The 26,185-nt window shown below is 63.0% G+C and carries 25 protein-coding genes; 14 read left to right on the forward strand and 11 right to left on the reverse strand.

Annotation, left to right across the window (positions count from 1 at the left end; translation table 11 throughout):
• The first annotated feature begins 16 nt into the window (after positions 1-16).
• From AC07SZ_RS29570 to AC07SZ_RS29605, 8 genes are all read left to right on the forward strand, one after another.
• Positions 17-964, forward strand: a complete 948-nt coding sequence (locus tag AC07SZ_RS29570) for a type II secretion system F family protein (RefSeq protein ID WP_081295157.1) — start codon at positions 17-19, stop codon at positions 962-964.
• A 52-nt stretch (positions 965-1,016) separates the two neighbouring features.
• Positions 1,017-1,571, forward strand: coding sequence for a tetratricopeptide repeat protein (locus AC07SZ_RS29575; RefSeq protein ID WP_056565991.1), 555 nt, complete (start codon positions 1,017-1,019; stop codon positions 1,569-1,571).
• Between the two features lies 1 nt (position 1,572).
• Positions 1,573-2,100, forward strand: a complete 528-nt coding sequence (locus AC07SZ_RS29580; RefSeq protein ID WP_056565994.1) for a prepilin peptidase — start codon at positions 1,573-1,575, stop codon at positions 2,098-2,100.
• Positions 2,101-2,392: 292 nt separating this feature from the next.
• On the forward strand, positions 2,393-3,058 hold the full coding sequence (locus AC07SZ_RS29585) for a methyltransferase family protein (protein ID WP_056565997.1): 666 nt from the start codon (positions 2,393-2,395) through the stop codon (positions 3,056-3,058).
• A 221-nt stretch (positions 3,059-3,279) separates the two neighbouring features.
• A complete protein-coding gene (locus AC07SZ_RS29590) occupies positions 3,280-4,422 on the forward strand; it encodes a hypothetical protein (protein WP_056565999.1) in 1,143 nt (380 codons plus the stop codon).
• A 223-nt stretch (positions 4,423-4,645) separates the two neighbouring features.
• A complete protein-coding gene (locus AC07SZ_RS29595; RefSeq protein WP_494917036.1) occupies positions 4,646-6,295 on the forward strand; it encodes a peptidoglycan L,D-endopeptidase MepK in 1,650 nt (549 codons plus the stop codon).
• A gap of 170 nt (positions 6,296-6,465) precedes the next feature.
• Entirely contained in the window at positions 6,466-7,371 is a 906-nt protein-coding gene (locus AC07SZ_RS29600; RefSeq protein ID WP_494917037.1) for a MurR/RpiR family transcriptional regulator, read from the forward strand.
• Between the two features lie 40 nt (positions 7,372-7,411).
• Positions 7,412-8,728 carry a M20 family metallopeptidase gene (locus AC07SZ_RS29605; RefSeq protein WP_494917039.1) on the forward strand — a complete coding sequence of 439 codons (1,317 nt, stop codon included), beginning with the start codon at positions 7,412-7,414 and terminating at the stop codon, positions 8,726-8,728.
• 22 nt (positions 8,729-8,750) lie between these two features.
• Here the strand turns inward: AC07SZ_RS29605 and AC07SZ_RS29610 are convergent, their stop codons facing one another.
• The 5 genes from AC07SZ_RS29610 to AC07SZ_RS29630 are packed head-to-tail and all read right to left on the reverse strand — an operon-like array spanning position 8,751 to position 13,372.
• Positions 8,751-9,785 (reverse strand): branched-chain amino acid ABC transporter permease, encoded by a 1,035-nt coding sequence (locus AC07SZ_RS29610; RefSeq protein WP_056566008.1) that lies wholly within the window; start codon positions 9,783-9,785, stop codon positions 8,751-8,753.
• The gene (locus AC07SZ_RS29615) at positions 9,782-10,657 is read right to left on the reverse strand and encodes a branched-chain amino acid ABC transporter permease (protein WP_056566011.1); all 876 of its coding nucleotides are present in this window, start codon (positions 10,655-10,657) and stop codon (positions 9,782-9,784) included. The genes AC07SZ_RS29610 and AC07SZ_RS29615 overlap by 4 nt, the downstream gene beginning before the upstream one ends.
• 10 nt (positions 10,658-10,667) lie before the next feature.
• Complete coding sequence (locus AC07SZ_RS29620; RefSeq protein ID WP_056566014.1) at positions 10,668-11,381, reverse strand: ABC transporter ATP-binding protein; 714 nt, start codon at positions 11,379-11,381, stop codon at positions 10,668-10,670.
• Positions 11,378-12,115 (reverse strand): ABC transporter ATP-binding protein, encoded by a 738-nt coding sequence (locus AC07SZ_RS29625; protein ID WP_494917041.1) that lies wholly within the window; start codon positions 12,113-12,115, stop codon positions 11,378-11,380. Before AC07SZ_RS29625 ends, AC07SZ_RS29620 begins: the two co-directional genes overlap by 4 nt.
• A 3-nt stretch (positions 12,116-12,118) precedes the next feature.
• Positions 12,119-13,372, reverse strand: coding sequence for an ABC transporter substrate-binding protein (locus AC07SZ_RS29630; RefSeq protein WP_056566019.1), 1,254 nt, complete (start codon positions 13,370-13,372; stop codon positions 12,119-12,121).
• A gap of 191 nt (positions 13,373-13,563) precedes the next feature.
• On the opposite strand from AC07SZ_RS29630, the gene AC07SZ_RS29635 reads away from it, so the two are divergent.
• Together AC07SZ_RS29635 and AC07SZ_RS29640 are read left to right on the forward strand one after the other, a co-directional pair.
• Positions 13,564-14,382 carry an alpha/beta fold hydrolase gene (locus tag AC07SZ_RS29635; protein ID WP_494917043.1) on the forward strand — a complete coding sequence of 273 codons (819 nt, stop codon included), beginning with the start codon at positions 13,564-13,566 and terminating at the stop codon, positions 14,380-14,382.
• Between the two features lie 231 nt (positions 14,383-14,613).
• Positions 14,614-16,008 (forward strand): multicopper oxidase family protein, encoded by a 1,395-nt coding sequence (locus AC07SZ_RS29640; protein ID WP_494917044.1) that lies wholly within the window; start codon positions 14,614-14,616, stop codon positions 16,006-16,008.
• Between the two features lie 37 nt (positions 16,009-16,045).
• On the opposite strand, the gene AC07SZ_RS29645 is transcribed toward AC07SZ_RS29640, so the two are convergent.
• From AC07SZ_RS29645 to AC07SZ_RS29655, 3 genes are all read right to left on the reverse strand, one after another.
• Positions 16,046-16,333 carry a PTS sugar transporter subunit IIB gene (locus tag AC07SZ_RS29645; protein ID WP_140513359.1) on the reverse strand — a complete coding sequence of 96 codons (288 nt, stop codon included), beginning with the start codon at positions 16,331-16,333 and terminating at the stop codon, positions 16,046-16,048.
• A gap of 20 nt (positions 16,334-16,353) precedes the next feature.
• Complete coding sequence (locus AC07SZ_RS29650; RefSeq protein WP_140774815.1) at positions 16,354-16,815, reverse strand: PTS sugar transporter subunit IIA; 462 nt, start codon at positions 16,813-16,815, stop codon at positions 16,354-16,356.
• A 74-nt stretch (positions 16,816-16,889) separates the two neighbouring features.
• On the reverse strand, positions 16,890-18,296 hold the full coding sequence (locus tag AC07SZ_RS29655; protein WP_056566034.1) for a PTS galactitol transporter subunit IIC: 1,407 nt from the start codon (positions 18,294-18,296) through the stop codon (positions 16,890-16,892).
• A gap of 339 nt (positions 18,297-18,635) precedes the next feature.
• On the opposite strand from AC07SZ_RS29655, the gene AC07SZ_RS29660 reads away from it, so the two are divergent.
• A complete protein-coding gene (locus AC07SZ_RS29660; RefSeq protein ID WP_494917045.1) occupies positions 18,636-19,952 on the forward strand; it encodes an NAD(P)H-dependent oxidoreductase in 1,317 nt (438 codons plus the stop codon).
• Positions 19,953-19,954: 2 nt separating this feature from the next.
• Here AC07SZ_RS29660 and proC read toward each other — a convergent pair whose 3' ends face one another.
• Genes proC through AC07SZ_RS29675 form a run of 3 tightly spaced genes read right to left on the reverse strand, consistent with a single transcriptional unit; the run spans position 19,955 to position 23,126 of the window.
• Positions 19,955-20,770 (reverse strand): pyrroline-5-carboxylate reductase, encoded by an 816-nt coding sequence (gene proC / locus AC07SZ_RS29665; RefSeq protein WP_494917046.1) that lies wholly within the window; start codon positions 20,768-20,770, stop codon positions 19,955-19,957.
• A gap of 60 nt (positions 20,771-20,830) precedes the next feature.
• Positions 20,831-22,159: an O-antigen ligase family protein gene (locus AC07SZ_RS29670; protein WP_056566042.1), complete on the reverse strand. Its 1,329-nt coding sequence runs from the start codon at positions 22,157-22,159 to the stop codon at positions 20,831-20,833.
• Entirely contained in the window at positions 22,128-23,126 is a 999-nt protein-coding gene (locus AC07SZ_RS29675) for a glycosyltransferase family 2 protein (RefSeq protein ID WP_056566045.1), read from the reverse strand. The genes AC07SZ_RS29670 and AC07SZ_RS29675 overlap by 32 nt, the downstream gene beginning before the upstream one ends.
• 171 nt (positions 23,127-23,297) lie before the next feature.
• Between AC07SZ_RS29675 and AC07SZ_RS29680 the strand changes: the two genes are divergently transcribed.
• From AC07SZ_RS29680 to AC07SZ_RS29690, 3 genes are read left to right on the forward strand one after another with little or no spacing between them, the layout of a single operon-like run.
• A complete protein-coding gene (locus tag AC07SZ_RS29680; protein ID WP_494917047.1) occupies positions 23,298-24,470 on the forward strand; it encodes a glycosyltransferase in 1,173 nt (390 codons plus the stop codon).
• On the forward strand, positions 24,467-25,261 hold the full coding sequence (locus AC07SZ_RS29685; RefSeq protein ID WP_056566050.1) for a WecB/TagA/CpsF family glycosyltransferase: 795 nt from the start codon (positions 24,467-24,469) through the stop codon (positions 25,259-25,261). Before AC07SZ_RS29680 ends, AC07SZ_RS29685 begins: the two co-directional genes overlap by 4 nt.
• Complete coding sequence (locus AC07SZ_RS29690; protein ID WP_494917048.1) at positions 25,258-26,181, forward strand: DUF6492 family protein; 924 nt, start codon at positions 25,258-25,260, stop codon at positions 26,179-26,181. Before AC07SZ_RS29685 ends, AC07SZ_RS29690 begins: the two co-directional genes overlap by 4 nt.
• The last annotated feature ends 4 nt before the right edge of the window (positions 26,182-26,185 follow it).

The following is a 26,185-nucleotide window of genomic DNA, read 5'->3' on the forward strand; positions in this document are numbered from 1 at the left end:
ACGGGACATAGACTTCGTGACCAATATTGGAAATTCGCCCGTGCTGCTCTCTCTTGCCGTCTTTGGGGCGGCGGCGGCGTTTTTTCTGGTGGTCGCGTTCGTCATAACGCCAGTCCTCCAGACCAGAAGGCTGGTTGCCCGCAGCCTGTTGTCCGAGGGCATAACCAATCGCCGCTCACTTTTGGGTCAGGAACAATTGGCCAGGATTTCGGCGCAGCGGCCGGTGGATGCCTACTTCCGCGCGCTGGAGAAGGAGCGCGGTCAGCCGAATGCGCTGGAAGCGAAATTGTTTCGAGCCGGATTCCATCAAGCAAGTGCGCCGATAATCTACACGCTGTCGCGGCTCGGTGCGGTCTGTGTCGGTTTTCTGGCCAGTTACGCTCTCCTGTCCCGGCTGTTGCCGCCCCAATTGCCCGGGTTTCTCGCTTTTGCCGGTGCTTCTCTCTTCGGTCTCGCCTGCATCGTGGTGCCAAGCATCCTGCTCGACCGCTTCGAGAATGGGCAGAAGCAGATATACCGCCGCGGCTTTCCCGACTTCATGGACATGATGATCACTTGCGCCGATGCGGGCATGAGCCTGGAGGCGGCGGTTGAGCGCGTCGGCACTGAATTGGCCGGCACCCACAAATGGCTCGGCATTCAGCTATCGATCATGAATCTGCAATTGCGTGCCGGTAAGCCGTTGCGAGAAGCGCTGCATGAGCTTTCGGACCGTATCGGCCTCGAAGAGGCGCGGGCGCTGGCGGTTTTGTTCCGGCAGTCGGAAGAACTGGGCACCAGCCTGACGGATGCCTTGCGCGTCTACAGCGACGAGATGCGCAGCCAGCGGATTCTTCAGGCCGAGGAACGCGCCAATGCCTTGCCGGTCAAGATGATGATTCCATTGGGGCTCTGCATCTTCCCGGTGGTGATGATGGTTATCATGCTGCCTCTCATCATTCGCATGAAGGGCATTTTCTTCTGAATAGGTATATGCTTTGGTTCTAAAATAGAGTCGTGGACTCTTGGGGGCAAAAATGACAAGGCCAATGCGCCTCGCAGCCGCAGCCATTCTGTCGATGATGACGCTCGCCGGCTGTCAAACGAACGGGGCGGACACAACTGGTGGTGTCGTGCGCACCAACGAGCCGTCGAAAGGCGACGTCACGTCGTTTGGCGATGCCTTCGATGGGTTGAAGACCGTCAGCGACGTGGAATACTACGCCTCGGACCAGGCCGTGGCAGAAGCCAAGAACCAGTTCCGCGCGGAAAACTACGGCAATGCCGGCGCGCTGTTCTTCAAGGCGACGCAACTGGCCCCCAATGATGGTAACGCCTGGATGGGTTTGGCCGCTTCCTGCGATCGCATCCACCGTTTCGACCTCGCCGACCGGGCCTATGGCAGGGCTTTCAAGCTGGCTGGTGCTACGCCGGAATATTACAACAATGTCGGCTATTCCTACCTGCTGCGCGGCAAGCTGCAGGATGCACGCAGCAACTTCCTCAAGGCCTACGAACTGGCGCCCAACGATCCGACCGTGGCCAACAATCTGAAGCTGCTGTCGTCGAGCGTACAGAACATCGAGCGCTAGCATGTTGCTTATCGAGGTGTTCCTGCTGAAAGCACTCGCCATCCCCTTGCTGGCGAGGATTGCGTGGCTGGACTTCACGACACAGAAGATAGCCAACCGTGACGTGCTACTGCTGCTCTGCTTGGGAGGCGGATCGCTCTTGCTGCTGTCGCTCCAGTCCGGATCGTGGTGGGACATAGGGGCGAGCACGATCGCCGCGCTTGTTCTGTTCGTGGCGCTCTTCCCGTTTTGGCTGTTGCGAAAGGTCGGCGCGGGCGATGTCAAGCTGATGGCAGTCGTGCCGTTTCTGGTCGGCGGAAATGATCTCGTCGGGTTTTCTGTGTTGCTTCTGCTTTTCGCCCTCGCCACGGCCATGGTCGTGAAAAATCCCTTCTTGCTGCCGCAAGGGGCCTTCCGCCTTTACGTTCAACACCTTGATCGCAAGGGTGTCGTCCCGTTTGGCGTACCGATCTCAGTTGCTTCCATCTGCATGATTGCCTTGCAACTCGGATACGGCTTTATGACCCCAGGATCTCTATTGATGGGGTAACCGGCGGGCGCTGGGCTACTTTCAAAAAATCCCAGAAAGAATAAGACCAACGGCCATCGCTCCATCTCCAATGTCATAGCGGGACGAGAGAACCACTTCGTGTCCGCCACACAAGGCAATGGTTTCAGGACAATTAATCAGCATGCGCTGGCTTTCTAGACTAGTCAGGTGGCTTTGATGATTTCGACATACATGTCGACTGGCGGCTAGCTTGGCCGTTAACGCTTAGGAAACGATTTTCTTGTCGGCGCACGCAAGTAATGCTTCAGTGCCGCTTCGCAGGGGGAGCAAAATGTTGAAAGAAGATTTTCTTGGTCGTATCGCGATCGTTAGTGTCATGACGGTCTTGACAGTTCTCAGTGCGATTCCTCTGTTCTACTATTTCCACCAGAGCGGATCGATAAATTCGCTGGCCATCGTCAACCAAGCCTTGGCGACGGTATTTTCCGGCTTGCAGGTTTTCCTGACGGTCGGTCGTCTGCCACCGAAAGGAACCGCCCGGGGAATCGAACCAAGGGTCACTTCCGTAGCCGGAACTTTCCTGATCATCATTGCAATGTTTCTGACCCCGGCGCTGGAAAGCGCGGCCGTGCAGGTGGCGGCGTTGTGCTTGATTTTCATAGGCATGGTCAGTTCTGTGTTTTGCCTCTACTGGCTCGGTCGCTCGTTTTCCATCATGGCTACGGCCCGCCAACTGGTTACCTCTGGCCCATATTCCATTGTTCGCCATCCGCTCTACATCTGCGAGGCGACATTCATTCTTGGAATGATCCTTTCGCATCTTTCGGTTTTGATGGTGGCGCTAGGCGCGGTCCAGTTTTTTGCGCAGTATCGACGTGCACGAAACGAGGAAGGCATCCTTCGGCAGACGTTTCCCGAATATGATGCATATGCCCGGCGCGTCCCAATGCTTTTTCCGCGTTTCCGTCATGTGGAAGTGCCTGCACCTGGCCAGTGATGGCCGCTCCACTTCCCTTTAAGTGAAGTCAGATGGCATCTCTCGTTGAGACAGCGCACACGAGGACGATAGAGGCAAGCCGATAGAAGCGTCGGCGATCATGTCGATGAAATGGGTTTTCGCACCAGGACACTCGACGGGATCATGATCATGAGTTGCGTCGACACCTTGCCGAGCGACCAGGTCGATGGCTAGATGAACCATCCACAGGGGAAGGTACCATGGCACTTCACCTTTCGGCGGATGCCCCGGCTTCGGTCGCTGCCACGCCGCAAAAATATCTCTTTGGCCCGTTCATCGACTTCTTCATGCTTGGCGGAAGCGCGCTTCTGATCCTGCCGGTCCTGTATTTTCTGCCTTTGCGCTACGAAGCCGCCGTTACGCTGACGATGTTCCTGCTCTCGCACCTCATAAACCAGCCGCATTTCGGCCATTCGTACCAGATCTTCTATCGCAACTTCGCCCGCAAGGTGCGTGGTGAGGGGTACGGCCGCAATCTCCAGATCCGCTATGTTCTCGCGGGCATTGTCGTCCCGCTCGCCATGATCGCCTTCTTTGCCTATGGCTCGCTGACGGGCAACGTCCGTCTTCTGGGCTATGCGACCAACGCGATGGGCTTTTTCGTCGGCTGGCATTATGTCAAGCAAGGCTACGGCATGCTGATGGTGGATGCCGTGCTGAAGCGCAAATTCTTCAGCGATCAGGACAAGAAGGTGTTGCTTTTCAACGGCTATGCCGTGTGGCTGTTCGCCTGGCTTCAGACGAATGTGGTGATCACCGAGAGGCAATTCTGGGGTCTGGAGTACTACACCTTCGCGGTCCCGCCATGGCTCATCACCATCGCCATGTCGATTGCCGCCGCCTCGTCGGCCGCCACCGCCGTGATGTTCATCAATCGCTGGCGCAGGCATGGTGGGGCGCTGCCTTATAACGGCGTCGTTGCCTACGTCGTGTCGCTCTATGCCTGGATCCTGTTCGTGACGCTGAACCCGCTCTGGCTGCTCGTCGTGCCGGCGCTCCATTCCTTGCAATACCTGGCGGTGGTCTGGCGCTACCAGACCAATGTCGAGCGCGACCGCGCGGATGCCGTCGCGAAGCCGGGATTGAAGGCCCTGTCCATTCTTGGGCCGCTCTACAGGCTGCGCGTCCTGGCCTTCATCGTCTTTGGCGCAATTCTAGGCGCGCTCGGCTTCTGGCTGGTGCCGATGGCGCTGTCCGCCATCGTTCCTTATGACAAGGCGGTGCTCGGCTCGTCGCTGTTCCTCTTCATCGCCTGGATATTCATCAACGTGCACCATTACTTCCTGGACAATGTGATGTGGCGGCGCGGCAATCCGGAAGTCTCGAAATATCTGTTTCGCTGAAGCCATCGATTGAATTCAGTCCGGGCAGCGGCCAGTGCGGAAAGGCCCATTCCCGGTACGGACACGATTCGTTAACCAAGATGCTGTTCATCGACAGGACGAGTTTGTGCGACGGCTGCCCGTCCGCCTGTTCAACCCTGCTTGTCAGGTCGAGGTTTAGAAAGAAGGCTCGGCGGCTGGCGAAAGACGTCAAATCGCCCGAAACAGAATCAATGTGCAAGCCATGAACGTGATTGAAAGCGAACAGAACGCGCCCGGCGCCTCCCATCGTTGGACATGGCTGCCGGCCATCGTGGTCGCATTCCTTTGCCTGTGCGTCACCAGCGCGTCCGCCGAGACGCGCGCCTTGAGGATTCAACATCTTCATACCGGCGAGAAGGCCGAGATCGTCTTCAAGCGCAACGGGCGCTATGATCAGGCGGGATTGAAGAAGATCAATTTCATGTTGCGCGACTGGCGCCGCAACGAGCCGACCAGGATGGATCCGCGCCTGCTCGACCTTGTCTGGCAGGCCTATCGCGCCAGCGGCTCGACATCCTACATCCATGTGGTCAGCGCCTATCGCTCACCGGCGACGAACGCCATGCTGCGCAGCCGCTCGAAGGGCGTTGCCCGGGAAAGCCAGCACATGGTTGGCCGCGCGATGGATTTCTTCCTGCCGGACGTGCCGCTGAAGAAGCTGCGCGACATCGGCCTCAAGATGCAGGGCGGCGGCGTGGGCTACTACCCGACCTCCGGTTCGCCTTTCATTCACATGGATGTCGGCAATGTGCGGCATTGGCCGGGCATCAGCCGGCAGGAACTCGCCAGGGTCTTCCCGAACGGCAACACGCTGCATGTGCCAAGCGACGGCCGGCCGCTGCCCGGCTATGACCAGGCGCTCGCCGCCTACAAGTCGCGCAAGTCCGCCGGCACGCCCAATATCGAGCTGGCAAGCGCCGACGGCGGTCAACGCAGGCCGGCGCGAGGCCTGCTGGCAACGCTTCTGGGCGGGCGCGGCGCGGACGAGGCGGAGGATGTCGCGGAGGCGGTGCCTGCGCCACGCAAACCGGCCAGGTCCGTCGAACCCAAGACCGCGGGACAAGGCATCGCCATCGTGCCGCCGCAGGATGCCCGGCGCGCGGACATCCAGGTGGCTTCCGCCGGTACGGCCGAGGAACCGCTCGCTGAGCAAAACAGCAAGACACCGGAAGCAATCGTCATGGCGATGGCGCCGGACTCGGTACCGCTGCCGGCCTTCGCCCCGCGTGCCACCGCGACGGCCAGCATTCCGACGCCGCAACCCGCACCGTTCGCGGTAGCCAGCGCGTCCTCGGCACGTGCCGAATTGGCGGGCGTCAAGCCGGCGGCAGCCAATGCCGAAATGCCCTTGGGCAAGACGGATGCCGCTCCGGCGGCCGTTGCGCCGGTCATGGTGGCGCTCAACATCCCCGTGCCGACATGGCGGCCGCAGAGCCGGACAAGCCCGGCGCCTCAGCCGGAAGCAGCCAAATCCGCTGATGCCGTCGCTGCCTTGCTGGCCATGCATCATCCCGACGATGGGCATGGACTGCCAGTTCGACAGGTTGCGGTCCCTGCATCGAAACCCGAGGATCGCGTCAGGACGAGCCCGAAGGCCGATCGTGTCCAGCCGCGTCTCGATCCCGAAGCCACCGCCATGATTGTGCCAGCCGCGTCAACCGGCCGGCCGCTTGCGGCACGCCTTGGCATAGCCGCCGGGCCGACGGCGGCACCTGTCATCGCCGCCAATTTCATCCGCACGGCGCCGGAGCAGGTCTATCTCGACGGATTCCAGCCGCGTGGACAGACGTCCGATCACCGCCGCTTCACCGGCTCGGCGGTCAAGTTCCTGCCCATCGCCAGCTTCAAATAGGGGCGAACGCGGCCGTTCGGCCGGCGTGGACAGATGTCGTGCAACACGGATGCTCGGGCCGTCACCCCTGCCGAAACCGCGCTGACGGTTTTGTAAGATATTTTCCAAATTTGACAATCTCACATGAAATTGTAAGGTAATCGTCTTCCCGTCAGCGAGAGGCGATGACCATGTCGATCCGCGAAGAACTGGCCAACACGACCTTGGCGTTCACGTCGGCGGAAGAAAAGATCGTCCAGGTCCTGCTAGCCGATTATCCTATGTCGGGGCTTGGAACAGCGACCCGTCTGGCACGGCGCGCCGGGGTCAGCGACCCCAGCGTGACACGGCTGATGACCAAGCTCGGCTATGTCGGCTTTGCCGATTTCCAGGCGCGTCTGCTCACCGAGGTCGAATCCAGGCTGCACTCGCCGCTGCTGATGATGGAGGCCAAGCGCCCGGGCGGTTCCAGCGAAGGCACGGCACTGGCCTATTTCCACTCGGTTTCCGACAGCCTGGAGCGCACACGCACGGCGGTGCCGCTGCAGGCCTATACGCGCGCGGTCAATTTGCTGCTCGAAACCAAGGGCCAGGTCGTGCTGCTGGGCGGCCGCTTCAGCCGGCATATCGCCTCCATGCTTGCCGGCTACCTCCTGCAATTCCGCTCGGGCGTGCGCGACATCGGTTCGCTCAGCCCTGCCGATTTCGATCTCCTGATCGACCTTGGCAGGCGCGACCTCCTCGTCGTGTTCGACTATCGGCGCTACCAGTCGGACGTGGTGAGCTTCGCGCAACAGGCGCATGAACGCGGCGTCTCCGTGTTGCTGTTCACCGACGTCTGGCTGTCGCCGATCGCCGAGATCGCCGACCTGACCATGGTCGCGGCGATCGACGCCAACTCGCCCTTCGACACGCTGGCCACCGCCGTCGCGCAGATGGAAACGGTCTTCGCCCATGCGCTGGAAGGCCATGGCGCCGGGGTGCGCAAGCGCATCGAGGATATCGAGAAGATCCGCAGCGCCAATGCCGTCACCCTCGATGCCGCTCTGTCGGCACCGGAGAACGAAACCGCCAAACCCAGAACCCCCAGGAAATAGCGTCGAAGCGACAGCGCGGCGATGCGAGGAAGGAACGACGATGCCCGACACCCAGACCATCATCGATGCCGTGCAGGCCGAGATCGAGGCCGACCGCGACTGGCTGATCGGGCTGACCCGCGACATGGTCCGCATCCCCTCGGTCAATCCCAAATTCGAAGCCAACCCGGCGATCAACCGCGAGGCGGATGTCCAGGCGCTGCTCGAACCGATCCTCAAGCGGGATGGCTTCCGCACCGAACAATGGGATGCCTTGCCCGGCCGGCCCAATCTGGTTGGCGAGTGGGCTGGAAACGAAGACCGCAGCCTGATTCTGTGCGGGCATATCGATGTGGTTCCGGTGGGCGAGATGAAGGACTGGTCCGTTGACCCGTTCGTCGGCCAGATCACCAATGGCAGGCTCTATGGTCGCGGTGCGGTCGACATGAAGGGCGGCGTCGCGGCCTGCGTCGCCGCCGCGCATGCGATCAAAAAGGCTGGCATCACGCTGCAAGGCCGATTGGCGATCCATTCCGTCGTTGACGAGGAGGCCGGCGGCTTCGGCGCGATAGACGCGGTGAAGAAGGGCAAGCTCGCCAAGGCGGTGCTTGTCGCGGAGCCGACCTGGGGCGATGTCCTGCCGGTCGAGGGCGGTCTTGAATGGGCGCGGGTGACGATCCGTGGCCGTAACGCGCATTCGGCGCTGCGCTACAACGAGATCTATCCGCAGCGCCACGACAAGGACCGGCTGACGCCGGGCGTCAACGCGATCGAGATCGCGGCGCGCTTCATTGCGGCCGTCCGCCAGTATGAGCTGGACCGGACGCGGGCAAAGTCGCACCCGCTGCTGCCGCTCGGCATGAACACCATCAATATCGGCGTCGTGCATGGCGGCACGGGTCTTGGCGAGCATGGCCTGCCGACGGTGATGACCAACCCGGCCATCATCCCCGATGTCGCCGTGCTCGATCTCGACATGAAGTTCCTGCCGGACGAGAATTCGGCCGACTATCGCAGCGACTTCGAGGCGTTCGTCCATCATTTCGCCCAGACCGACGCCTGGCTGCGCGACAATCCGCCGACCATTCAGTGGGAGCTCGGCGGTCTTCATTTCCCGCCGATGAATACGCCCGTCGACCATCCGCTGGTGACGTCGCTGATGAAGCGCAAGGCCGCGGTCGGCAAGGCGCCGCAGGCACGCGGCTTCGTCGCCGTGTGCGATGCCGCGCACTATGCCGGCGCGGGTGTCGATGGCGTCATCTTCGGCCCGTCGGGCGACGGTTTCCATGGCGCCAACGAATATGTCGAGGTGGAATCGGTGGTCGAGACCGCCAAGGTGATTGCCGCTTCGGTGATCGACTGGTGCGGCGTGCGCTGAGCAGCGCTGCTGTTTCCGGCCGTCAGGCCGGGCGTTTGATCCGCCCGGCCACAGCGCCCCATGCGGCCTTGATCATGCCGGCCAGCCCGCTCGGATAGGCCAGCATCACACCGATGATCAGCACCGCCGTGATCATCGGGCGCCATGCCCCGAAATCGGCCATCCACTCGGCAAAGACGGTCAGCACGAAGGAGGCGATGATGGCGCCATAGATGGTGCTGGTGCCGCCCAGCAGCACCATCGACAGGATGATGGTCGCCAGACTCATGCCGAAGACGTCGATCGAGGCATTGCGCTGGTAAGCGGCATAGAAGGCGCCGGCAATGCCGGTGAAGAAGGCGCTGGCGGCCAGCGTCAGCATGCGCTGGCGCACGATCGAGATGCCGCGGCTGATGGCGTATTCCTCGTTGTCGCGCAACGCCACGATGCTGGCGCCGGCACGCGAGCGCACGAACACGCGCAGGAACAAAGTGCTTGCCACCAGCAGCGCCAGGGCGATGTAGAAATAGGCTGATTTGCCGTCGCGGACCATGTTGTGGTCGAACCAGTAGAGTCCTGGAATGCGCACGATGCCTTGCGTGCCGCCGGTGATGTCGGACTGGCTGAGGATCACCTGCATCACCAGTTGCGCGAAGCCGAAGGTCACCAGGATGATGTAGATGCCTTTCAGCCGCAGGATCGGGATGGTTACCAGGATCGCCGCCAGCGTGGCGATGATGCCGCTGGCAAACAGCGCGATCCAGGGGTCGAGCCCGGCCAGCTTGGTCAGCAGGCTGTAGGCATAGACGCCGATGCCGAACAGCGCCAGATGGCCGAAATTGAAGACGCCGCCATAGCCGAGGCTGAGGTCCCAGTTCGAGGCGACGATGGCATAGATGAAGGCCATGATCAGGATGTGGCGGGCATAGGTGTCGCCGAAGACCAGCGGCAGCAGCGCGAGAAGCGCGAAGCCGAGCACGAAGCCGACGGCCTCATGCTTCCACGGCGTGCGGCCCGGCGCGATCGGGGTTCCCGCTGCCGTGCGGATTGGTGCCATCGTCGAGGTCGTGTCGGTCATGCGAGGCCTCGCGAGCGGCTGGCGAAGATGCCCTCGGGGCGCACCATCAGGGTCAGGATAAGCACGCCGAACAGCAATGCCGGCGTCCAGTAGAGGCCGAAATAGTAGCTGCAGGCGGCCTCGAAGAAGCCGATCAGATAGGCGGCGAAGATTGGTCCCGATATGCTGGATATGCCGCCGAAGACGACGACGATCAGCGCCTTGAGCAGCGGGTCGCTGCCCATGACAGGCGACATGAAGCGATAGCCGCCCATGAAGATGCCGGCGAGCCCCGCCAGCGAAGCGGCGATGGCGAAGGCCAGTCCGTAGAGCGCGGTGACATTCAGCCCGACCAGATGGCTGGCATCCTCGTTCTGCGCCACGGCGCGCAGCGCCAGTCCGAGCCGTGTGCGGTTAAGGAACATCCATAGCGCCGCCAGGATCAACGGCGTGATGACGATGATGGCGATCTGGTGCAGCGACACGCCGACGCCGCCTATGGTGGCGTTGCCGTCGATCAGTGCCGGGATCTGCTTCGAACGCGGCCCCCAGATGGTCAAGGCGCCGTTCTCGATCAGCGAGCCGGCGGCAAGCGTGGTGATGACGACGACCAGCACGATGTTGGGCCGGCCGATCAGCGGCCGCACGACGCTCGCCTGCAGGATCCAGCCGACGCCGGCCATGACGACGACGGCGACCGGAAAGGCCACCGCCGCCGGCAGGCCGAGTTCAACCAGTTGCCAGGCGACATAGGCACCGAGCATCATGAACACGCCATGGCTGAAATTGAACACGCCGATCGTCGTCCAGACCAGGGCCAGACCGACCGCCATCATGGCGTAGAGCGAGCCCTGGAACAGGCCGCCGAACAGGATTTCCGCCAATGCGCTCATGTTCGAAATCCTAATGGCCAAAATACATCGACATGATCTCGCCGTGGTCGAGGCTTTCGCCCGGCTTGATCTCGGTCGCCACCGCGCCATGATTGACGAGGTAGAGTTGCTGCGTCAGCTCGAGCAGGAATTCGATGTCCTGCTCGACGACGATCAGCGGCACGCCGCCGCGCGAAATGTCCATGACGGAAGCGCAGAGCTCGTCCTTGATCTTGGGTGCGAGGCCCAGCGTCGGCTCGTCGAGGATCAGCAGGCGCGGGTGGCTCATCAGCGCCGTGCCGATCGACACCATCTGGCGCTCGCCGCCCGACAGCGTGCGCACGCGCTGGCGCCAGCGTTCGGCCAGTTTGGGGAACAGCTTGACCACCTTCTCGCGGTTCTCCGCCTCATGCGGGCGGGCACGCGACGAATAGGCGCCCAGCGCCATGCAGTCGGCGATGGAGAGGTCGGGAAACAGCCGGTTGCCTTGCGGCACATGGATCAGCCCGGTGCCGACGATGGCGCGGGCGCTACGGCCGGCGATGTCCTGCCCGTCGAACAGGATGCGGCCGCTTTTCGGCTGCAGCAGCCCGGAGATGGCGCGCAGCAGCGTCGTCTTGCCATGGCCGTTGGGCCCGAACAGGCCGACATTGCCGAAGCGGCCTGCCTCCAGCGAAATGTCGTGCAGCACGGTGACGCGGCCATAGCCTGCGGTCACGCCCTCGACGGTGAGAATGGGATTCACGCCACCGCCCTCCTGGTTCCGAGATAGGCTTCGATGACGCGCTGGTCGGCGATCACGCTCCCCGGTTCGCCGGCGGCGAGCACGCGGCCGTTGTTGAGCACCAGCAGGTGTTGCGACAGGCTCATCAGGAAGGTCAGCACATGCTCGATCAGGAGGATGGTGATGCCGCGTTCGGCGGTGCGGCGGATCAGGCCGATCGATGTCTCGATCTCGGGCTTGGTCAGGCTCGACGCCGGCTCGTCGAGCAACAGCATGCGCGGCCGCATGGCGATCGCGGTCGCAAGCATCAGGCATTTGCGCTCGAAGACGGACAGTTCGCCCGCCAGCCTCCCGAACGACGAGGACCCCAGTCCGACGAACTCCAGCGCTTCGGCGGCAGCTTCGCGGGCGGCCGCGGCCGCCTTTTCCTGCTTGCCGTAGCTTGCGCCGATCAAGGCGTTCTCGAAAACGGTCAGCCCGTCGAAGGAGGTCTCGCGCTGAAAGGTGCGGGCGAGGCCGAGGCGCGCGATGGCGTGCCCTGGTTTGCCGTTGATGGCGGTCCCGTCGAAGCGGATGCGGCCCCGGTCAGGTCCGAACGGGATGCCGGTGATGATGTTGAACAGCGTGCTCTTGCCGCTGCCGTTCGGGCCGGCGATGCCGAAAATCTCGCCGGCCTCGACCTTGAACGACACGCCATCGACGGCCTTCAGCGAACCGAAGGCCTTCGACACGTCGTCCAGTTCAAGCAGGGCCATGCCTCACTGCATCCAGGGCTGCGGCTTGAAGGCGCCGGTTGCGTATTTCTCCGGCGAGATCAGTGTGCGCTGGCCGTCCCAGATCTGGAAGAAGGTGATTGGGATATAGTCGTCGCCCTGCGTGGCAAGGTGGGTTGCGGGATCGAATTTCAACCGGCCCTCGGCGACCTGCTTGTCGGTCTCCGACAGCGCTTTCATGATCGCGGCGTGGTCCGATGCGCCACCGACCTTCTTGACCGCGTCGAAATAGACATTGGTCATTTCGTAGAGGCCGACGCCATAGGTCCCGCTCTCGACACCGTATTTCGCCTTGAACTTGGCCGCCACCTCGTCGGCGCGCGGGTTCTTCGGCGTCGTCAGCGCTCCGCCCAGGAGATTGTAGATGACACCGTTCGACTTCTTGCCGGTCAGTTCGACGAATTCCGGAACGCTCGGCGCATATTGCAGGAAGACCAGGCTCTTGGTCGGCTGCTCGAGGAACTGGTTCAGGAAGGATGCCGAATTGCCCGGCAGATAGTCGGTGTTGATGACGACGTCCGGGACATTCTCGCGCACCTTGGCGAGGATCGAGCGCCAGTCGGTCACTTCGCCGAACGGAACGATCTCGTCGACCGTGATGGTCCAGCCCTTCTCCTTGAAGGTCTTCTTCATGCCTTCGGAGATGGTCTTGGAGTAGGCGTTGTCCGAGGAGATGATGGCGACCTTCTTGGTCGGCAAGGTGATCTTGCCGTCGGCCGCGAGCTTCTCGACGAACAGGGTGACGTCGGTGTTGTAGGCGTCGAAGGATGGCGTCAGCGACCAGCAGCACATGTATTTGTCAGGGTTCGGCGCGATGATGTCCTTGGTCTGCTGCGAGGTGGCCGCGAGCATGTAGGGCATCTCTGCCTCGGCCATGTTGTCGATCTCGAAATTCGTCAAGCTGGCGTAACCGGTGAGCATGAACTGCACGCCGGGATCGCCGAGCAGGCGTTCGACCGCGCTGGTGACATTGCCGGCTGATTGATCCTTGACGTCGCCGACCACCAGTTCGAACGTGTTGCCGGCAACGCCGCCGGCCGCGTTTGCCTCGTCGATCGCCATCTGCACGCCGCGCTGGAATTCCTGGCCGTCCGCCGCGGCGGGCCCGGTGATGGGTGCGAGCAGGCCTATCTTGACGACGTCGGCGAAAGCGGGCGCGCTCGCCGTGGCAAACACGCCGATCAGCGCGCTGCTCATCAGCATATGGCGGATTCTGTTGCCTGCGGATTTGGATTTCATCGTGCGGTTCCCTGTTTTCCTCCCGTTCATCGGGAGTTGGATAATTGACAATCTACGCATAATTGTTCTTATTTGAAAAGGATTTTTCAACGCAACCTGACCGGGAAGACGGTTCCCGCAAAAGGTATGGAAGCTGTGGCGCTTTGCTGCGCATCTGCACTAAAACAAGGCAATTCCAGACGGAGCGGACCATGACGATCTCTCAGAAGACCCTTGAAACCAGCCACGGCAAGATCGCCGTTCGCGAGACCGGTGGCAAAGGCACCGCCGTGTTGCTAATCCACGGCAACTCCTCTTCTGGAGCTGTTTTCCGCAACCAGCTCGAGAGCCCTCTGGGCGAGCGCTACCACATCATCGCCCCCGATCTGCCGGGCCACGGGGCATCGGGTGATGCGATCGATCCGGACCGGTCCTACAGCATGGAGGGTTATGCCGATGCGATGACCGAAGTGCTGGGGCTGCTCGGTATCGGCAACGCCATCGTCTTCGGCTGGTCGCTTGGCGGCCATATCGGATTGGAGATGATCGATCGCTTTCCCGGCCTGCTCGGGCTGATGATTACCGGCACCCCGCCCGTGGCGCCCTCGGAGGTCGGCAACGGCTTCAAGCCGAGCCCGCACATGCACCTTGCCGGGCAGGAAAGTTTCACTCCCGCCGATGTCGAGGCCTATGCGCGCAGCACCTGCGGTGAGCCGTTCGAACCATTTCTCCTCGACACTGTCGCACGCACAGACGGTCGCGCACGGCGCCTGATGTTCGAGAAATTCGCGGCCGGCACCGGCCGCAACCAGCGCGAGATCGTCGCCGGCAAGACGCCGCCGATCGCCGTTCTGAATGGCATCGACGAACCGTTCGTCAACACCGATTTCGTCGCGGCCGTGAAGATTTCCAACCTGTGGGAAGGCAAGGCGCATCTGCTCGACAATTCGGGCCATGCGCCGTTCTGGGATTCGCCCGACCGCTTCGATCCAATCTTCGCCCGCTTCCTGGCGAGCGTCGACAAGGGGTAACTTCGCGGGACGGCCTTCGCGACCGACAGCTGTCGGCAGGCAGAATACTGCGAGGCAATGGCTCCGATCTTGCCGGTGCCTTCAATAGGCGCATGCACGTAAAACCGTCTTCGGTTGCGAAGGCATGGCGCAAACAATCGCCAATATGCAAAGTATCGGCATTGCGCCAGTGGCTCGCCTGTGGTCGAAGGCGGCACTGTATGCCCGGCACCTCAGCAGTTGGACCGTTAAATGACCGTATTCACACGCCGCGGGCTTCTGAAAACGGCAGCGGTTGCTGGCGCCGGTGGGGTCGGACTCTCGGCCATCGGCAGGTTTGGCAGCTGGGCCGCGGCCAGTCCTGAACCGGTGGTGCTGCAGACGGCGAAAATCCAGGCCAGCCTGATGGACGTCGGCCCGACCAACAATGTGCTGACCTATGGCAGCGCCGGAATGCCGCCGGTACTGAGGATGAAGAAGGGCGAACCCTTCGCCGCTCGCCTGGTCAACGCCATCGACGATCCGACGACAATCCATTGGCACGGCATTCGCCTGCCGAACAAGATGGATGGCGTGCCCTTCCTGGTGCAGCCCTATGTCTATACCGGCGATCATTTCGACTACGCCTTCGCCCCGCCCGATGCCGGCACATTCTGGTATCACCCGCATTGCAACACGCTGGAGCAGATGGGCCACGGCCTGACCGGCGTGATCGTGGTCGAGAATCCGAACGACCCGAAATTCGACGCCGAATTCGTCCTCAATCTGCGCGATTGGCGTCTTGGCGACGACGGCCAGTTCATCGACCAGTTCCGGCCGCGCGATGCCGCCAGGACCGGCACCTACGGCACGGTGCGCACCGCCAACTGGCTCGATCAGCCGCAATATGACGCGCCGGCTGGCGGGCTCGTGCGTCTGCGGGTGGCGATATCAGATGTTACCCGCATCTACGCCTTTCGGGTCGACGGCGCCGAGGCGATCGTGATGGCGCTCGACGGCAATCCGGTGCCGCGGCGTTTTTCGCCCGATGCCTTGCTGCTGGGGCCGGGCCAGCGCATGGAGCTAGCCATCCGCATGCCGGATGATGAGGGCGCGGTCGTCAGCCTGCGAGACGTCAGGGGCACCAAGCCCAAGGTGCTCGCCACCTTGCGCGCGGTCGGCCGCTCGCTGAAGCGCGCCATTGGTGATGTTGCGCCGCTGGAGGTCAATCCGGTGGCTGAGGTGGACCTCACCGCCGCCCAGCATATTTCGCTGGCGCTCAGCGCCACGGCCGAAAACATCCCGAGCGATGGCATATGCGGTTCGCTCGGCTATGGTTTCTGGGCCATCAACAAGGTGCCGTGGCCGGGCGATACGCCGGACCCGACCGCGCCCCTGGCCGAACTGAAGCTCGGCAAGAGCTATGTCATCGACATGGAGAACCTGACGCCGCAGTCGCATCCGATGCATCTGCACGGCATGAGCTTCAAGGTGCTGTCGTCCTCGACACGGCAAGTGCAGCCGCTGATTTCCGACACCTATCTCATCCAGCCCAACGAGAAGGTTCAGCTCGGCTTTGTCGCCGACAATCCGGGCGACTGGCTGCTGCACTGCCACATCATCGAGCACCAGAAATCGGGCATGACGAGCTACGTCAGGGTGGCCTGACGCCGCGCGCCGTTGCCGGAGCCGCGTCGTCGGTGATCTACTTGCGCAGTTGCGCCTCGATCTCGTCGAGCACCTTGTCCTTGCCGATGCCGGTGAGGAAGGCGAGGCCCTTGATGACCGGCTTGGTCACCGAAGCCGAGATCGGGGTGGTGGCGACAATGAAGTCGACGCTGTCGGCCAGCCCCGGCACTTCGGTGGCTTTCGCCTGTTGCGCGTTGAAGGTCAGGCCGCGCTGCTTCATGGCCTCGGTGACCGCGACATTGACCGCCGTCGATGTCGCGATGCCCGTGCCGCAGGCAAAGAGAATAGTTTTTTGTCTGGACATCGCTTGCTTCTCCCTGGTTATCAGCCGAGCACGGCACGTACGTCGTCAAGCGTCCTGGCGGACCTCAAGCCGTCCAATGCCTCTGGATTCTGGATGGTGGCCATGACGGACTGCAGCGCTTCAATCTGCTTGTCCTTGTCATTGATGGCAAGCAGGAAGACAAAGCCGACCGGCAGCTTCTCGTCGGGATCTTCCATGTTGGCGAACGTTACCGGCTTTCTCAGCGTGCCCATCGCGATGCCGGGCTTCAGTACATGTTCGGGATCGGTATGCGGCACCGCGACATTGTCGGCGCGCTCCAGCGGCAGCCCCGTCGGGATGGTCATTTCGCGGCGCACGACCGCGTCGGCATAGGAGCTTTTGACATAGCCAAGGCTCTCGAGCCGTCCGGCCAGGACGCGGATGATCTCCTCGTTGGTCGAGGCATCCGATCCGAGCACGATCGCTTCGGGATCCAGAAGCTGCATGAGGCTGTCGGACATGTTCTGCTCCGTCTATAAAAGTCGTGCGCCCGAGGAGGGCGCACGACGGTTTCAAGTTCAAGGCGCGATGGCGCTTAAGCGGTGCCTTCGGCCGGCTCGTCCTCGGCGCCCGCTGCCCGTTCCCAGCCGAGCGGGTTGCGGCGGTAGAGGATGAACAGCGCGGCGATGACGACGGCGATCAGAATGATGCCGACCAGCCCAAGCCCCTGGATCGCCTCGATGATCACGTAGGGAACCCACAGGAAGCCGTCGACCACCGAGGTGATCTGCAGCGCATCCGCCGGCAGCTTGAAGCCCGATGCGACGGCCGCACTGGTGAACAGCGGCGCCAGCGCGTTGGCGACATAGAAGCCGATGGCCAGCGTCACCGTGCCGATCACCACCATGCGGAACACATTGCCTTTGACCAGAGGCGCGGTCATGGCGACGATGAACGGGATGACCGCGAGGTCGGCGAACAGGATGACGCGGTTGCCCGGCAGGATCACCGACAGGATGATCGCGATCGGCACCAGGATCAGCGACGACGAGATCGCGGCCGGATGGCCGATGAGGATCGCCGAATCGAGGCCGACGAGCAGCTCGCGGTCGCCAGTGCGCTTGCGCACGAACTCCTGCGCCGCGTCGGAAACCGGAAGCAGGCCTTCCATCAGGATCTTCACCATGCGCGGCAGGAGCAGCATGACAGCCGCCAGTGTCATGCCGGTGCCCAGCACTTTGGCCAGCACCGTGCCGAGATCGCCCGCATTGTAGAAGGCGATGGCGCCGAGCACGAGGCCGATGATCAGGCCGAGCACGACCGGTTCCCCGAACACGCCGAAGCGGCGCTCGATGGTCTCGGTGTTGATGTTGATGCGGTTGATGCCGGGAATGCGGTCCATGATCCAGTTCAGGATGATGGCGATCGGCAGGATCTGCGCCGAGGCGAGATGCGGCACCGAAATGCCGGGCACGCCGTAGAATTGCTGCACCGCGCGCGCCGACCAGTCGGCGAACAGCAGCGACAGCGCTGCGACCAAGGCCGCGATCGCGATGCCGTAGGCCAGATTGTTGGTGGCGGCGACGACGAGCGAGCCGACGAAGGCGAAGTGCCAGAAATTCCAGACGTCGACATTGAGCGTGCGCGTCATGCGCGTCAGCAACAGCACGATATTGACCAGGATGCCGACCGGAATGACCCACAGGCCGACCGACGAGCCGAAGGCGATCGCCGCCGCCGAGGGCCAGCCGACATCGATGATGTCGCGATGGATGCCGGTGTTGGTGACGATGGCCTTGGCGACGTCGCCGATCGACGTGAACATCAGCCCAAGCACAAGGTTGATACCGATGAAGGCGACGCCGATGGTGACGGCGGCACGGAAGGCCTTGCTGACCTTGGCCCCCAAGACCACGGCTATGATGAAAATGACGATCGGCAGCAGGATTGTCGCACCGAGCGTGTCGATGGCCCCCTTCAGGCCAGCGAGAACTGTATCCATTCTTCCTCCCCTGGAGCCCGAGCCTACGCCTCGCGATGCTCCTTGATCTCAGCCACGCCTTTGCCGCCAGCTTGGCGCAAAGGCACTCCCCAAATTGCCTCGCGGCGAACGCCCGTCGACCCATCGGTCCGATGAACATTTGCCTTTGTCAGCAAACGAATGTTTTATTTAGACTGTTCACAACAATGTCAATTGGCAACCCTTTGGGCCAATCGGTCGGGTGAGGGCGCCTTTTTCGGGCATTTTGGGCTGGGAATCGCGGCTTGCGAGCGGTTTCGTTGGCACACGGGACCGGTCCCTGCTAATGCGGCCGCAAATCAAGAAGCTGTGGACATCTGCATGACCAATGTCGCCTTGACCGGCCTTGCCCGCGATCTCGCCCAGCGTGCCGCCGAGGGCCGCCCGGTGCGCATCGGCGTCATCGGTTCGGGCGAAATGGGTACCGATCTGGTCACGCAAGGCATGCTGATGCCGGGCATTTCGGTCTGCGCCGTCTCCACGCGGCGTCCGCACACCGCGCGCGAGGCCATTCGCATCGCCTATGGCGATGAAGCGATGGCGGTCGAAGCCGACTCCGCGTCGAAAGTCACCGGCGCCATCGAGAGTGGCAGGATCGCCATCACATCCAACGAGATGCTGGTCACCAATCCGCTCATCGACGTCGTCATCGACGCCACCGGCAAGCCGGGTGTCGCCGCCGATTTCGACCTGATGGCGATGGAGCATGGCAAGCATCTGGTGATGATGAATGTCGAGGCCGACGTCACCATCGGCTGTTACCTCAAGCAGCAGGCCGACCGGCTTGGCGTGGTCTATTCGGTCGGCGCCGGCGACGAGCCGTCGAGTTGCATGGAACTGATCGAGTTTGCTTCCGCGCTCGGCCTGACCATCGTCTCGGCCGGCAAGGGCAAGAACAACCCGCTCACTCGTGACGCCGTGCCCGACGACTATCGCGAGGAAGCGATCCGCCGCAACATGAACCCGCGCATGCTGGTCGAGTTCGTCGACGGTTCCAAGACCATGGTCGAGATGTGCGCAATCGCCAACGCCACCGGCCTGGTGCCCGATGTACCCGGCATGCATGGCCCGAAAGCCGACCGCGACGACCTCGTCAAGGTGCTGATCCCGCGCGAGGACGGCGGGCTGCTCACGAAGAAGGGCGTCGTCGACTACACCATCGGCAAGGGCGTCGCGCCCGGCGTCTTCGTCATCGTCGAGGCGACCCATCCGCGCATCATCGAGCGCATGGACGATTTGCATATCGGCCACGGTCCCTATTACAGCCTGTTCAGGCCCTATCATCTGACGTCACTGGAAGTGCCGCTGACCGCCGCCCGCATCATGCTTTTCGGCAAGCCCGACATGGTGCCGTTGCCAAGGCCCGTCGCCGAAGTCTGCGCCGTCGCCAAGCGGGATTTGGCCGCCGGCGAGATTTTCGATGCGATCGGCGAGACCTGCTATCGCTCCTGGACGATGACGGTCGAGGATGCTCGTGCCCAGCGCGCCCTGCCGGTCGGCCTGCTCGAGGGTGGCAGGGTGCTGAAGCCGGTCAGGAAAGGCGAACTGCTGACCGCCGACAACGCCGTGCCCGACCCGACGACAAGGCTGTTCGCCTTGCGCCGGCTGCAGGACGAGATGCTGTACGGGGCGACCTGAGTTTACTTCCCCAGCTCGATTGACCGCAGCCGCGCCGCCTCAACCGCTTCGGTGAGCAGATTGGTCAGCCGGTCGTCGCCCATCAGCACGCCAAGGGCGGCCGCCGTCGTGCCGTTCGGGCTGGTCACCTGCTGGCGCAGCACGCCTGGCTCCTCCTGGCTTTCGGCGGCAAGCGAGGCAGCGCCATAGACTGTCTGCATCGCGAGCAGCTTGGCGGTTGCCGGCGGCAGGCCCGCCTTCTCCGCGGCCACCGTAAGCGCTTCGATGAAGTGGAAGATATAGGCCGGCCCCGATCCCGACACGGCGGTCACGGCATCCATCAGGCCCTCGTCGTCGATGGTCGCGACTTCGCCGCTGGCCGACAGCAGGTCGGCGACGAAACGCTTGGTGTCGTCGGAAACCAGTTGATTGGAGAACACCACCATCATGCCCTTGCCGATCGAAGCAGGCGTGTTGGGCATGCAGCGCACGATCGGCGCGCGGTTTCCCAGGATTCCTTCGAAGGTCGCCACTGGCGTGCCGGCGGCGATGCTGACGAACGTGGTGCGCCCGTCGCCAAGGCGCTTGTAGTCGGCGGTGACGTCGCGGATCACTTGCGGCTTCACCGCGATGACGACCAGATCAGGCACTGCGTCGGCTGCAAGAGCGCCGGCATCTCCAGCCGTGCCGCAACCGAGTGCGGCGGCGCGTTGGCGAAGATCGGCGTTGGGTTCGACGACGAAAACCGCCGACGGCGCAAGCTTGCCGGATTTCAGCCAGCCCGCGAGCATGGCGTAACCCATATTGCCGCAGCCGGCGAGAACAAGCCTGATCGTCATCTGAAAGCCCTCCGAGGAAAGGCCTCACATAAACGTTCGCGCCGCGTCCGGAAAGCCCTGTCAGACTGGGCGGGCAGGCTTGCGCACCGCGATCGGACGCAGCGACACTTGCCTCAGGCCAAGCACGCCAAGCACGAAGAACAGCCAGACCGGATCGCCGCGATGGAAAAAGAAGCTTTCCAGGAAGGCGTTCAGCGCGGTGAACAGCACCACCATCATGAAGAAGTCGCCGAGATAGATGTTTTCCTTGCGCAGCGGAATGCGCATGTAGTCACGCAGCGGCGCGATGAGAAAGGTGTAGACCGCCACGCAAAGCGCCGGAACGCCCATCAGCACGGCGATATCGAGATAGCCGTCATGGCCGTGCACAATCGTTCTGATGTCCCAGGGACGATCGAAGGGCTGATCTTGGTTGAGCAGCAGCGGCGTGCCCCAGAAGCTCTCATAGCCGTAGCCGGTCCACGGCTTCTTCGCCAGCATCGAGCCGGCGAACTCCCACAGCGTCGTGCGGCCGGTATAGGTCATGTCGGGGAAATAGATCGCCGCCAGATGTTTCACCGGCGGCAGGAAGACAATGCCCAGCGTGCCGACCGCCGTCGCGATGATCGCCAGCGCAAACAGGATCGGCGTACCGAGCCGCATGCCCATCAGGCTCGGCAGCACCACGATCAGGATCGAGAACGGCACCAGCCCGGCGGTCGTCTTGGAGCCGGTGTGCAGCATGAAGATCATCGCAGCGCAGAAGATGCCCGCGCCCCACCAGCGCTGTCCGCGCCGGTAGAGGTAAAGGCCGGCGAAACTGAAGCAGGCCATGATCGGGCCGGCGATGTTCTTGTGGGTGAAAACGCCGCGCCACAGGCCGGCATGTTCCGGCTCCTGCGAGTCGGCCGTGTGCAGCGCTTCATGCGGAAAGACGATCAGGCCGAGATAGGAAAGGCCCATGACCACGACGGCGGTGAAGATGATGACTTTGGAGAAGGATTCGGCATCACGCGGCAGCGCCAGGATCGTTGCCATGGTCAGGATGCCGATCATGGTGAAGGAAGCCGCGCGCATGGCCGAGGGCGGGTCGGTCGCCAGCACCACCGACAGGAAGAAGAAACCCAGCATCAGTATCCAGGACGGGCTGAGCAGCGAGCGCACGATGCGGGGATCGGCGAAAGCCATCAACGAGAAGATCGAAATGGCGCCGAGCGAACCAAAGCCGAGCTGGTTGACGATGTCGCCGCCCTCGCCGGTGAGTTCGGCGCCGGCCGGCTGGAACGGCCGGAAGGATACCATGATGACGGTGAACAGGAGCGCGGCGACCGCGGTCGCGACGCCGTCGCGCGTGAACGCGTCGCTGAGCGGGGCGCGCTCAGTTTTTCTCGGGCTGGCGATACTGCTCATTGGCATATCCAAATTCGGCCAGCACGCGGCCGAGCGCCACATGGATGGGGTAGACGGCGATCGCCGGCGATCCGGTCCGCGCCAGCCGGATCAGGCCGCGAAACGGCGAAGCGGCAAGCAGTGCCAGGCTCTTCGCGAATACCTTGACGCCGGCCAGCGGCGTGCCGGCGCGCTTCTTCTTCTCGACCAATGTCGAGATCACGCCGTTGCGCAGGCTGCGGGCCCGGATCCAGTCGGCTTCGATACGCCGTGCCGGAACGGTTTCGCGCACCTTTGCCTCGGCGCACCAGCCGAGCACGAAGCCCCTTTGCGCCGATCGGCTGAGGAAGTCGGAATCGCCGCCGCCCATGAAGTTGAACCTGAGATCGAGGAAGGGCGGCCCCATGGCGATCAGCACGTTGCGACCGACCAGGAGATTGCCCGACGAATAGAGCGCCGCCACGCGTCCCGTCTCCCGGTAAGGTGGCGCGAAGACAGGATGTTCGGCCCATTTCGCGTGGGCGGGGTCGGCGAAGACAGGCACCTGCGGGCCGCCGACAATATCGGCGCCGAGCGTCTCGGCGGCCAGGCACATGCGTTCCAGCCAATGCGGATCGGCGATCTCGTCATCGTCTATGACCAGCAGGTGCCTGAAGTTCGGGAAGTGCAGGATCGCCGTCTGCCAGCCCGCATTGTAGGCACTGCAATTGCCGCGCTCATGCGCGATGATGACCATGCCCGGTATCTCGCCGCTCTCGAACAGCGGCAGCACCGCCTTGGCGCCGTCACGCGCCTCGGCTTCATTCTCCATGACGATGACCGCAAAGCGCCTGCCGGTCCGCTGGGCGCGGAGCGAAGCCAGCGTCTCCAGCACCTGTTCGGGCCGCTTGAAGGTCGGCAAGGTGACCACCGCTTCGACAGCCTCCACGTCAAGCCGGGGAGACCGTCCAGCGATCGATACCGAACCATCCGATGGCAAAGGGATCATCCGTGTCCAGCCACATGGTGAGTCGCGTTCTGGTAGCACCACGGTGATAAGGTTTCGTTAATCACCTTGCATGGAGAAGCCCGTCGGGCAGGGGCTTTCGGGCGTCGATTGTGCTCGCTTAATCAAGGGTTCACCGCGTTTTGCTACCGGCTACACCACAGGATAGGTGAGATGCATCTGCTGTTCGTCACATCGATCGTGCCCGACGGTGCTCTCGCCTCGGGCTACGAGATCGCCAATGCCGCGATCATCGCCGCCTTGCGGCGGGCTGGCGCGCGCGTCACGGTCATCGGCTTCATTTGGCCCGGGAAAGCCGCTTCCGATCCTGAAAACACCGTGGTGCTGGGTGCGGTCGACGTTCGCACGGAAAGCGCCTCGGCACTGAAAAAGCTCAACTGGGTCGGCAAGGCGATGCTGTCAGGCCTGACCTTCTCATCGGTCAAGTTGCGCGCGGTGTCCGACCGCGATGTTCGGGCCGCCATCGAACGGGCCGGTCCGTTCGATGGCTATGTGCTGAACTCCGTGCAGTTCGCCGGTGCCTTCGAAAAGCTTCTGGAAGACCGGCCTTCGCTCTTCGTCGCCCACAATGTCGAGCATCTCTCGGCGCGGGAGAATGCGGTCGCCGCCGGCGGCCTTTTCCAGCGCCTGTTGTTTCGCCGCGAGGCAAGGCTGCTCAAGATCGTCGAAGAGCGTCTCTGCCGCCGCGCGCGCTTCGTCTTCACGCTGGCCGAGGAAGACCGCGCTGCACTCGGCGTCGCCACCGATAACCGCTCGGCGGTGCTGCCGCTGGTGACCGGCGCCAGCGCGCCCGCGCTGAAAGGCCCGCGCCGGATCGAGTGCGACGCCGCCTTGATCGGCACCTGGACCTGGCAGCCGAACCGCATCGGCCTCGACTGGTTCCTGGCCAAGGTGGTGCCGCATCTGCGGCCGGATTTCCGCATCCGCATCGCCGGCCACATGCCTTCCGGTGTGACCTCGGTGCATCCTGGTGTCGAGTTTGTCGGCCGTGTCCCGGATGCAAGGGCGTTCGTAAGCGGCGCGGCTGTCATCCCGCTGATCAGCACCGCCGGCAGCGGCGTACAACTGAAGACCATCGAAACCTTCGAACTCGGTCTGCCGTCGGTCGCCACCGGCCGCTCGCTGCGCGGCATCGACCATCGTCCCGACAATTGCGTCGTCACCGACGATCCAGTCGCTTTCGCCAGGTCGCTGGAGGCTGCCGCGGCCGACATCCGGGACGTCGACGGCAGCGCATTCCATCGCCGGCAGGTCAAGGCGCTCGATACCGCCATCCAACTCGGCCTGGAAAAGCTGGGGGCAGTCAGGCGGGAGGTGTTTGCATGAACATGCACACCGCCCGCGCCGCATTCGGCCTCGACAGCCTGAAGACGGTCCTCGGCATTTCGGTGCTCGCCATCCGCTGGGACGATGCGATCGCCCTGCTGAACCGGCTGATCGCCGAGCGGCGCTTCACCAAGGTCAGTTTCCTCAACGCCCACAATGCCAATATCGCCTATACCGACCCGGTCTTCGCCGAGGCGCTCGATGATTTCCTCATCCTGCCGGACGGCATTGGCGTCGATCTCGCCGCCAAGCTTCTCTATGGCTCGCCGTTTCCGGACAATCTCAACGGCACCGATTTCGTGCCAGCCTTCCTGCAGGCCTCGACGCGGCCGCTGACCGTCGGGCTGCTCGGCGCGACGCGTGTCAATGCCGAGGCGGCGTCGGTCAAGCTGGCCGCCCTTGCCGTGCAGCACAATTTCGTGGTCGTTCATGACGGCTATTTCTCCGCTGAGCAGGAACCGGAGATCATCGGCCGGATCGCGGCGCTGCGGCCCGACATGCTGTTGGTCGCCATGGGCGTGCCAAGACAGGAACTGTGGATAGCGCGTCATATCGACGAGCGCCATTGCACCATGCCGGTCGCTGTCGGTGCGCTGCTCGATTTCCTCAGCGGCTCGGTGCCGCGCGCGCCGCTGTGGATGCGCCGCCTGCGCCTGGAATGGCTGTTCCGGCTGGCGGTCGAGCCGGGCCGCCTCTGGCGCCGCTATGTGGTCGGCAATCCGGTGTTCTTGTGGCGGGTCATCAAGCAGAGATGGTCGCGCGGAGCCGAGACGGCGGGAGAATTCCGTTGAACAAACGGTTCGTTCCAGACGCCCTTGCCGGCCCGGGCCTGTTGCCGAAAACGCCGACGGCGGCGGTGGTGACGGCAAGCTATGCGCCGGATTTCGAACGCTGCCGCCTGTTGTGCGAGACCCTCGACCGGCATGTCTCGGGTGCCACGCACCACTACATCCTGGTCGAGCATCGAGACGTTGCGCTTTTCCGCCGGCTGGAAACAAGCCGGCGCACTGTCGTCGATGAGCGCGACCTGCTGCCGCGCTGGCTGCGCGCTTTGGACGACCCGCTCAGCCTGTTCCGCCGGCGTGTCTGGCTCAGCCTGAAGACGCAGCCGCTGCGCGGCTGGCACGTGCAGCAACTGCGCCGTATCGCCATTTCGGCCCATGCTAGTGAAGACGTATTGGTCTTCTGCGATTCCGACGTCGCTTTCCTCAAGCCTTTCGACTGTGCCGCCTTCTGGCGCGACGGCAAGGCGCGCCTGTTTCGCCGCGACGGCGTGCTGGCGGATGAGGGTCATGACGAGCATCGCATCTGGTCACGCAATGCGGGTTCGGCACTTGGCATCGACCCGTCCCGCATATCGGCCCACGATTACATCTCGACCCTGATTGCCTGGCGTCGCGACGCCGTGATTGCCATGTGCGGTCAGATCGAGAAGGTCCATGGCCGCGACTGGGTCGAGGTCGTCGGCTCGGCGCGCAGATTCTCCGAATGCATGATCTATGGCCGCTATGTCGACGATCTGCTGGACGGCGCCGGCCACTTCCACGGTTCGGAAGAATTCTGCCGCGTCCACTGGACGGGCGAAGCGTTGTCGGACGACGAGTTCCGCCGCTTCGTTGCCGGCATGGCGCCGGATCAGGTGGCGATCGGCATGCAATCCTTCATCGGCACCGATATCGGCCGCATCCGCCGCCTGATCGGGCTCGATTAGCCTC

This window comes from Mesorhizobium sp. GW821-FHT07A06 (genome assembly GCF_059419085.1).

Coding starts and splice junctions, on each gene's coding strand:
- AC07SZ_RS29660 (WP_494917045.1), top strand. CDS start 18,636: ATGACCAATGTCGCCTTGACCGGCCTTGCCCGCGATCTCGCCCAGCGT.
- AC07SZ_RS29680 (WP_494917047.1), top strand. CDS start 23,298: ATGCATCTGCTGTTCGTCACATCGATCGTGCCCGACGGTGCTCTCGCC.
- AC07SZ_RS29625 (WP_494917041.1), bottom strand. CDS start 12,115: ATGGCCCTGCTTGAACTGGACGACGTGTCGAAGGCCTTCGGTTCGCTG.
- AC07SZ_RS29630 (WP_056566019.1), bottom strand. CDS start 13,372: ATGAAATCCAAATCCGCAGGCAACAGAATCCGCCATATGCTGATGAGC.
- AC07SZ_RS29650 (WP_140774815.1), bottom strand. CDS start 16,815: ATGTCCGACAGCCTCATGCAGCTTCTGGATCCCGAAGCGATCGTGCTC.
- AC07SZ_RS29575 (WP_056565991.1), top strand. CDS start 1,017: ATGACAAGGCCAATGCGCCTCGCAGCCGCAGCCATTCTGTCGATGATG.
- AC07SZ_RS29655 (WP_056566034.1), bottom strand. CDS start 18,296: ATGGATACAGTTCTCGCTGGCCTGAAGGGGGCCATCGACACGCTCGGT.
- AC07SZ_RS29675 (WP_056566045.1), bottom strand. CDS start 23,126: ATGATCCCTTTGCCATCGGATGGTTCGGTATCGATCGCTGGACGGTCT.
- AC07SZ_RS29580 (WP_056565994.1), top strand. CDS start 1,573: ATGTTGCTTATCGAGGTGTTCCTGCTGAAAGCACTCGCCATCCCCTTG.
- AC07SZ_RS29685 (WP_056566050.1), top strand. CDS start 24,467: ATGAACATGCACACCGCCCGCGCCGCATTCGGCCTCGACAGCCTGAAG.
- AC07SZ_RS29645 (WP_140513359.1), bottom strand. CDS start 16,333: ATGTCCAGACAAAAAACTATTCTCTTTGCCTGCGGCACGGGCATCGCG.
- AC07SZ_RS29590 (WP_056565999.1), top strand. CDS start 3,280: ATGGCACTTCACCTTTCGGCGGATGCCCCGGCTTCGGTCGCTGCCACG.
- AC07SZ_RS29600 (WP_494917037.1), top strand. CDS start 6,466: ATGTCGATCCGCGAAGAACTGGCCAACACGACCTTGGCGTTCACGTCG.
- AC07SZ_RS29585 (WP_056565997.1), top strand. CDS start 2,393: ATGTTGAAAGAAGATTTTCTTGGTCGTATCGCGATCGTTAGTGTCATG.
- AC07SZ_RS29605 (WP_494917039.1), top strand. CDS start 7,412: ATGCCCGACACCCAGACCATCATCGATGCCGTGCAGGCCGAGATCGAG.
- AC07SZ_RS29595 (WP_494917036.1), top strand. CDS start 4,646: ATGAACGTGATTGAAAGCGAACAGAACGCGCCCGGCGCCTCCCATCGT.
- AC07SZ_RS29615 (WP_056566011.1), bottom strand. CDS start 10,657: ATGAGCGCATTGGCGGAAATCCTGTTCGGCGGCCTGTTCCAGGGCTCG.
- AC07SZ_RS29610 (WP_056566008.1), bottom strand. CDS start 9,785: ATGACCGACACGACCTCGACGATGGCACCAATCCGCACGGCAGCGGGA.
- AC07SZ_RS29640 (WP_494917044.1), top strand. CDS start 14,614: ATGACCGTATTCACACGCCGCGGGCTTCTGAAAACGGCAGCGGTTGCT.
- proC (WP_494917046.1), bottom strand. CDS start 20,770: ATGACGATCAGGCTTGTTCTCGCCGGCTGCGGCAATATGGGTTACGCC.
- AC07SZ_RS29635 (WP_494917043.1), top strand. CDS start 13,564: ATGACGATCTCTCAGAAGACCCTTGAAACCAGCCACGGCAAGATCGCC.
- AC07SZ_RS29670 (WP_056566042.1), bottom strand. CDS start 22,159: ATGAGCAGTATCGCCAGCCCGAGAAAAACTGAGCGCGCCCCGCTCAGC.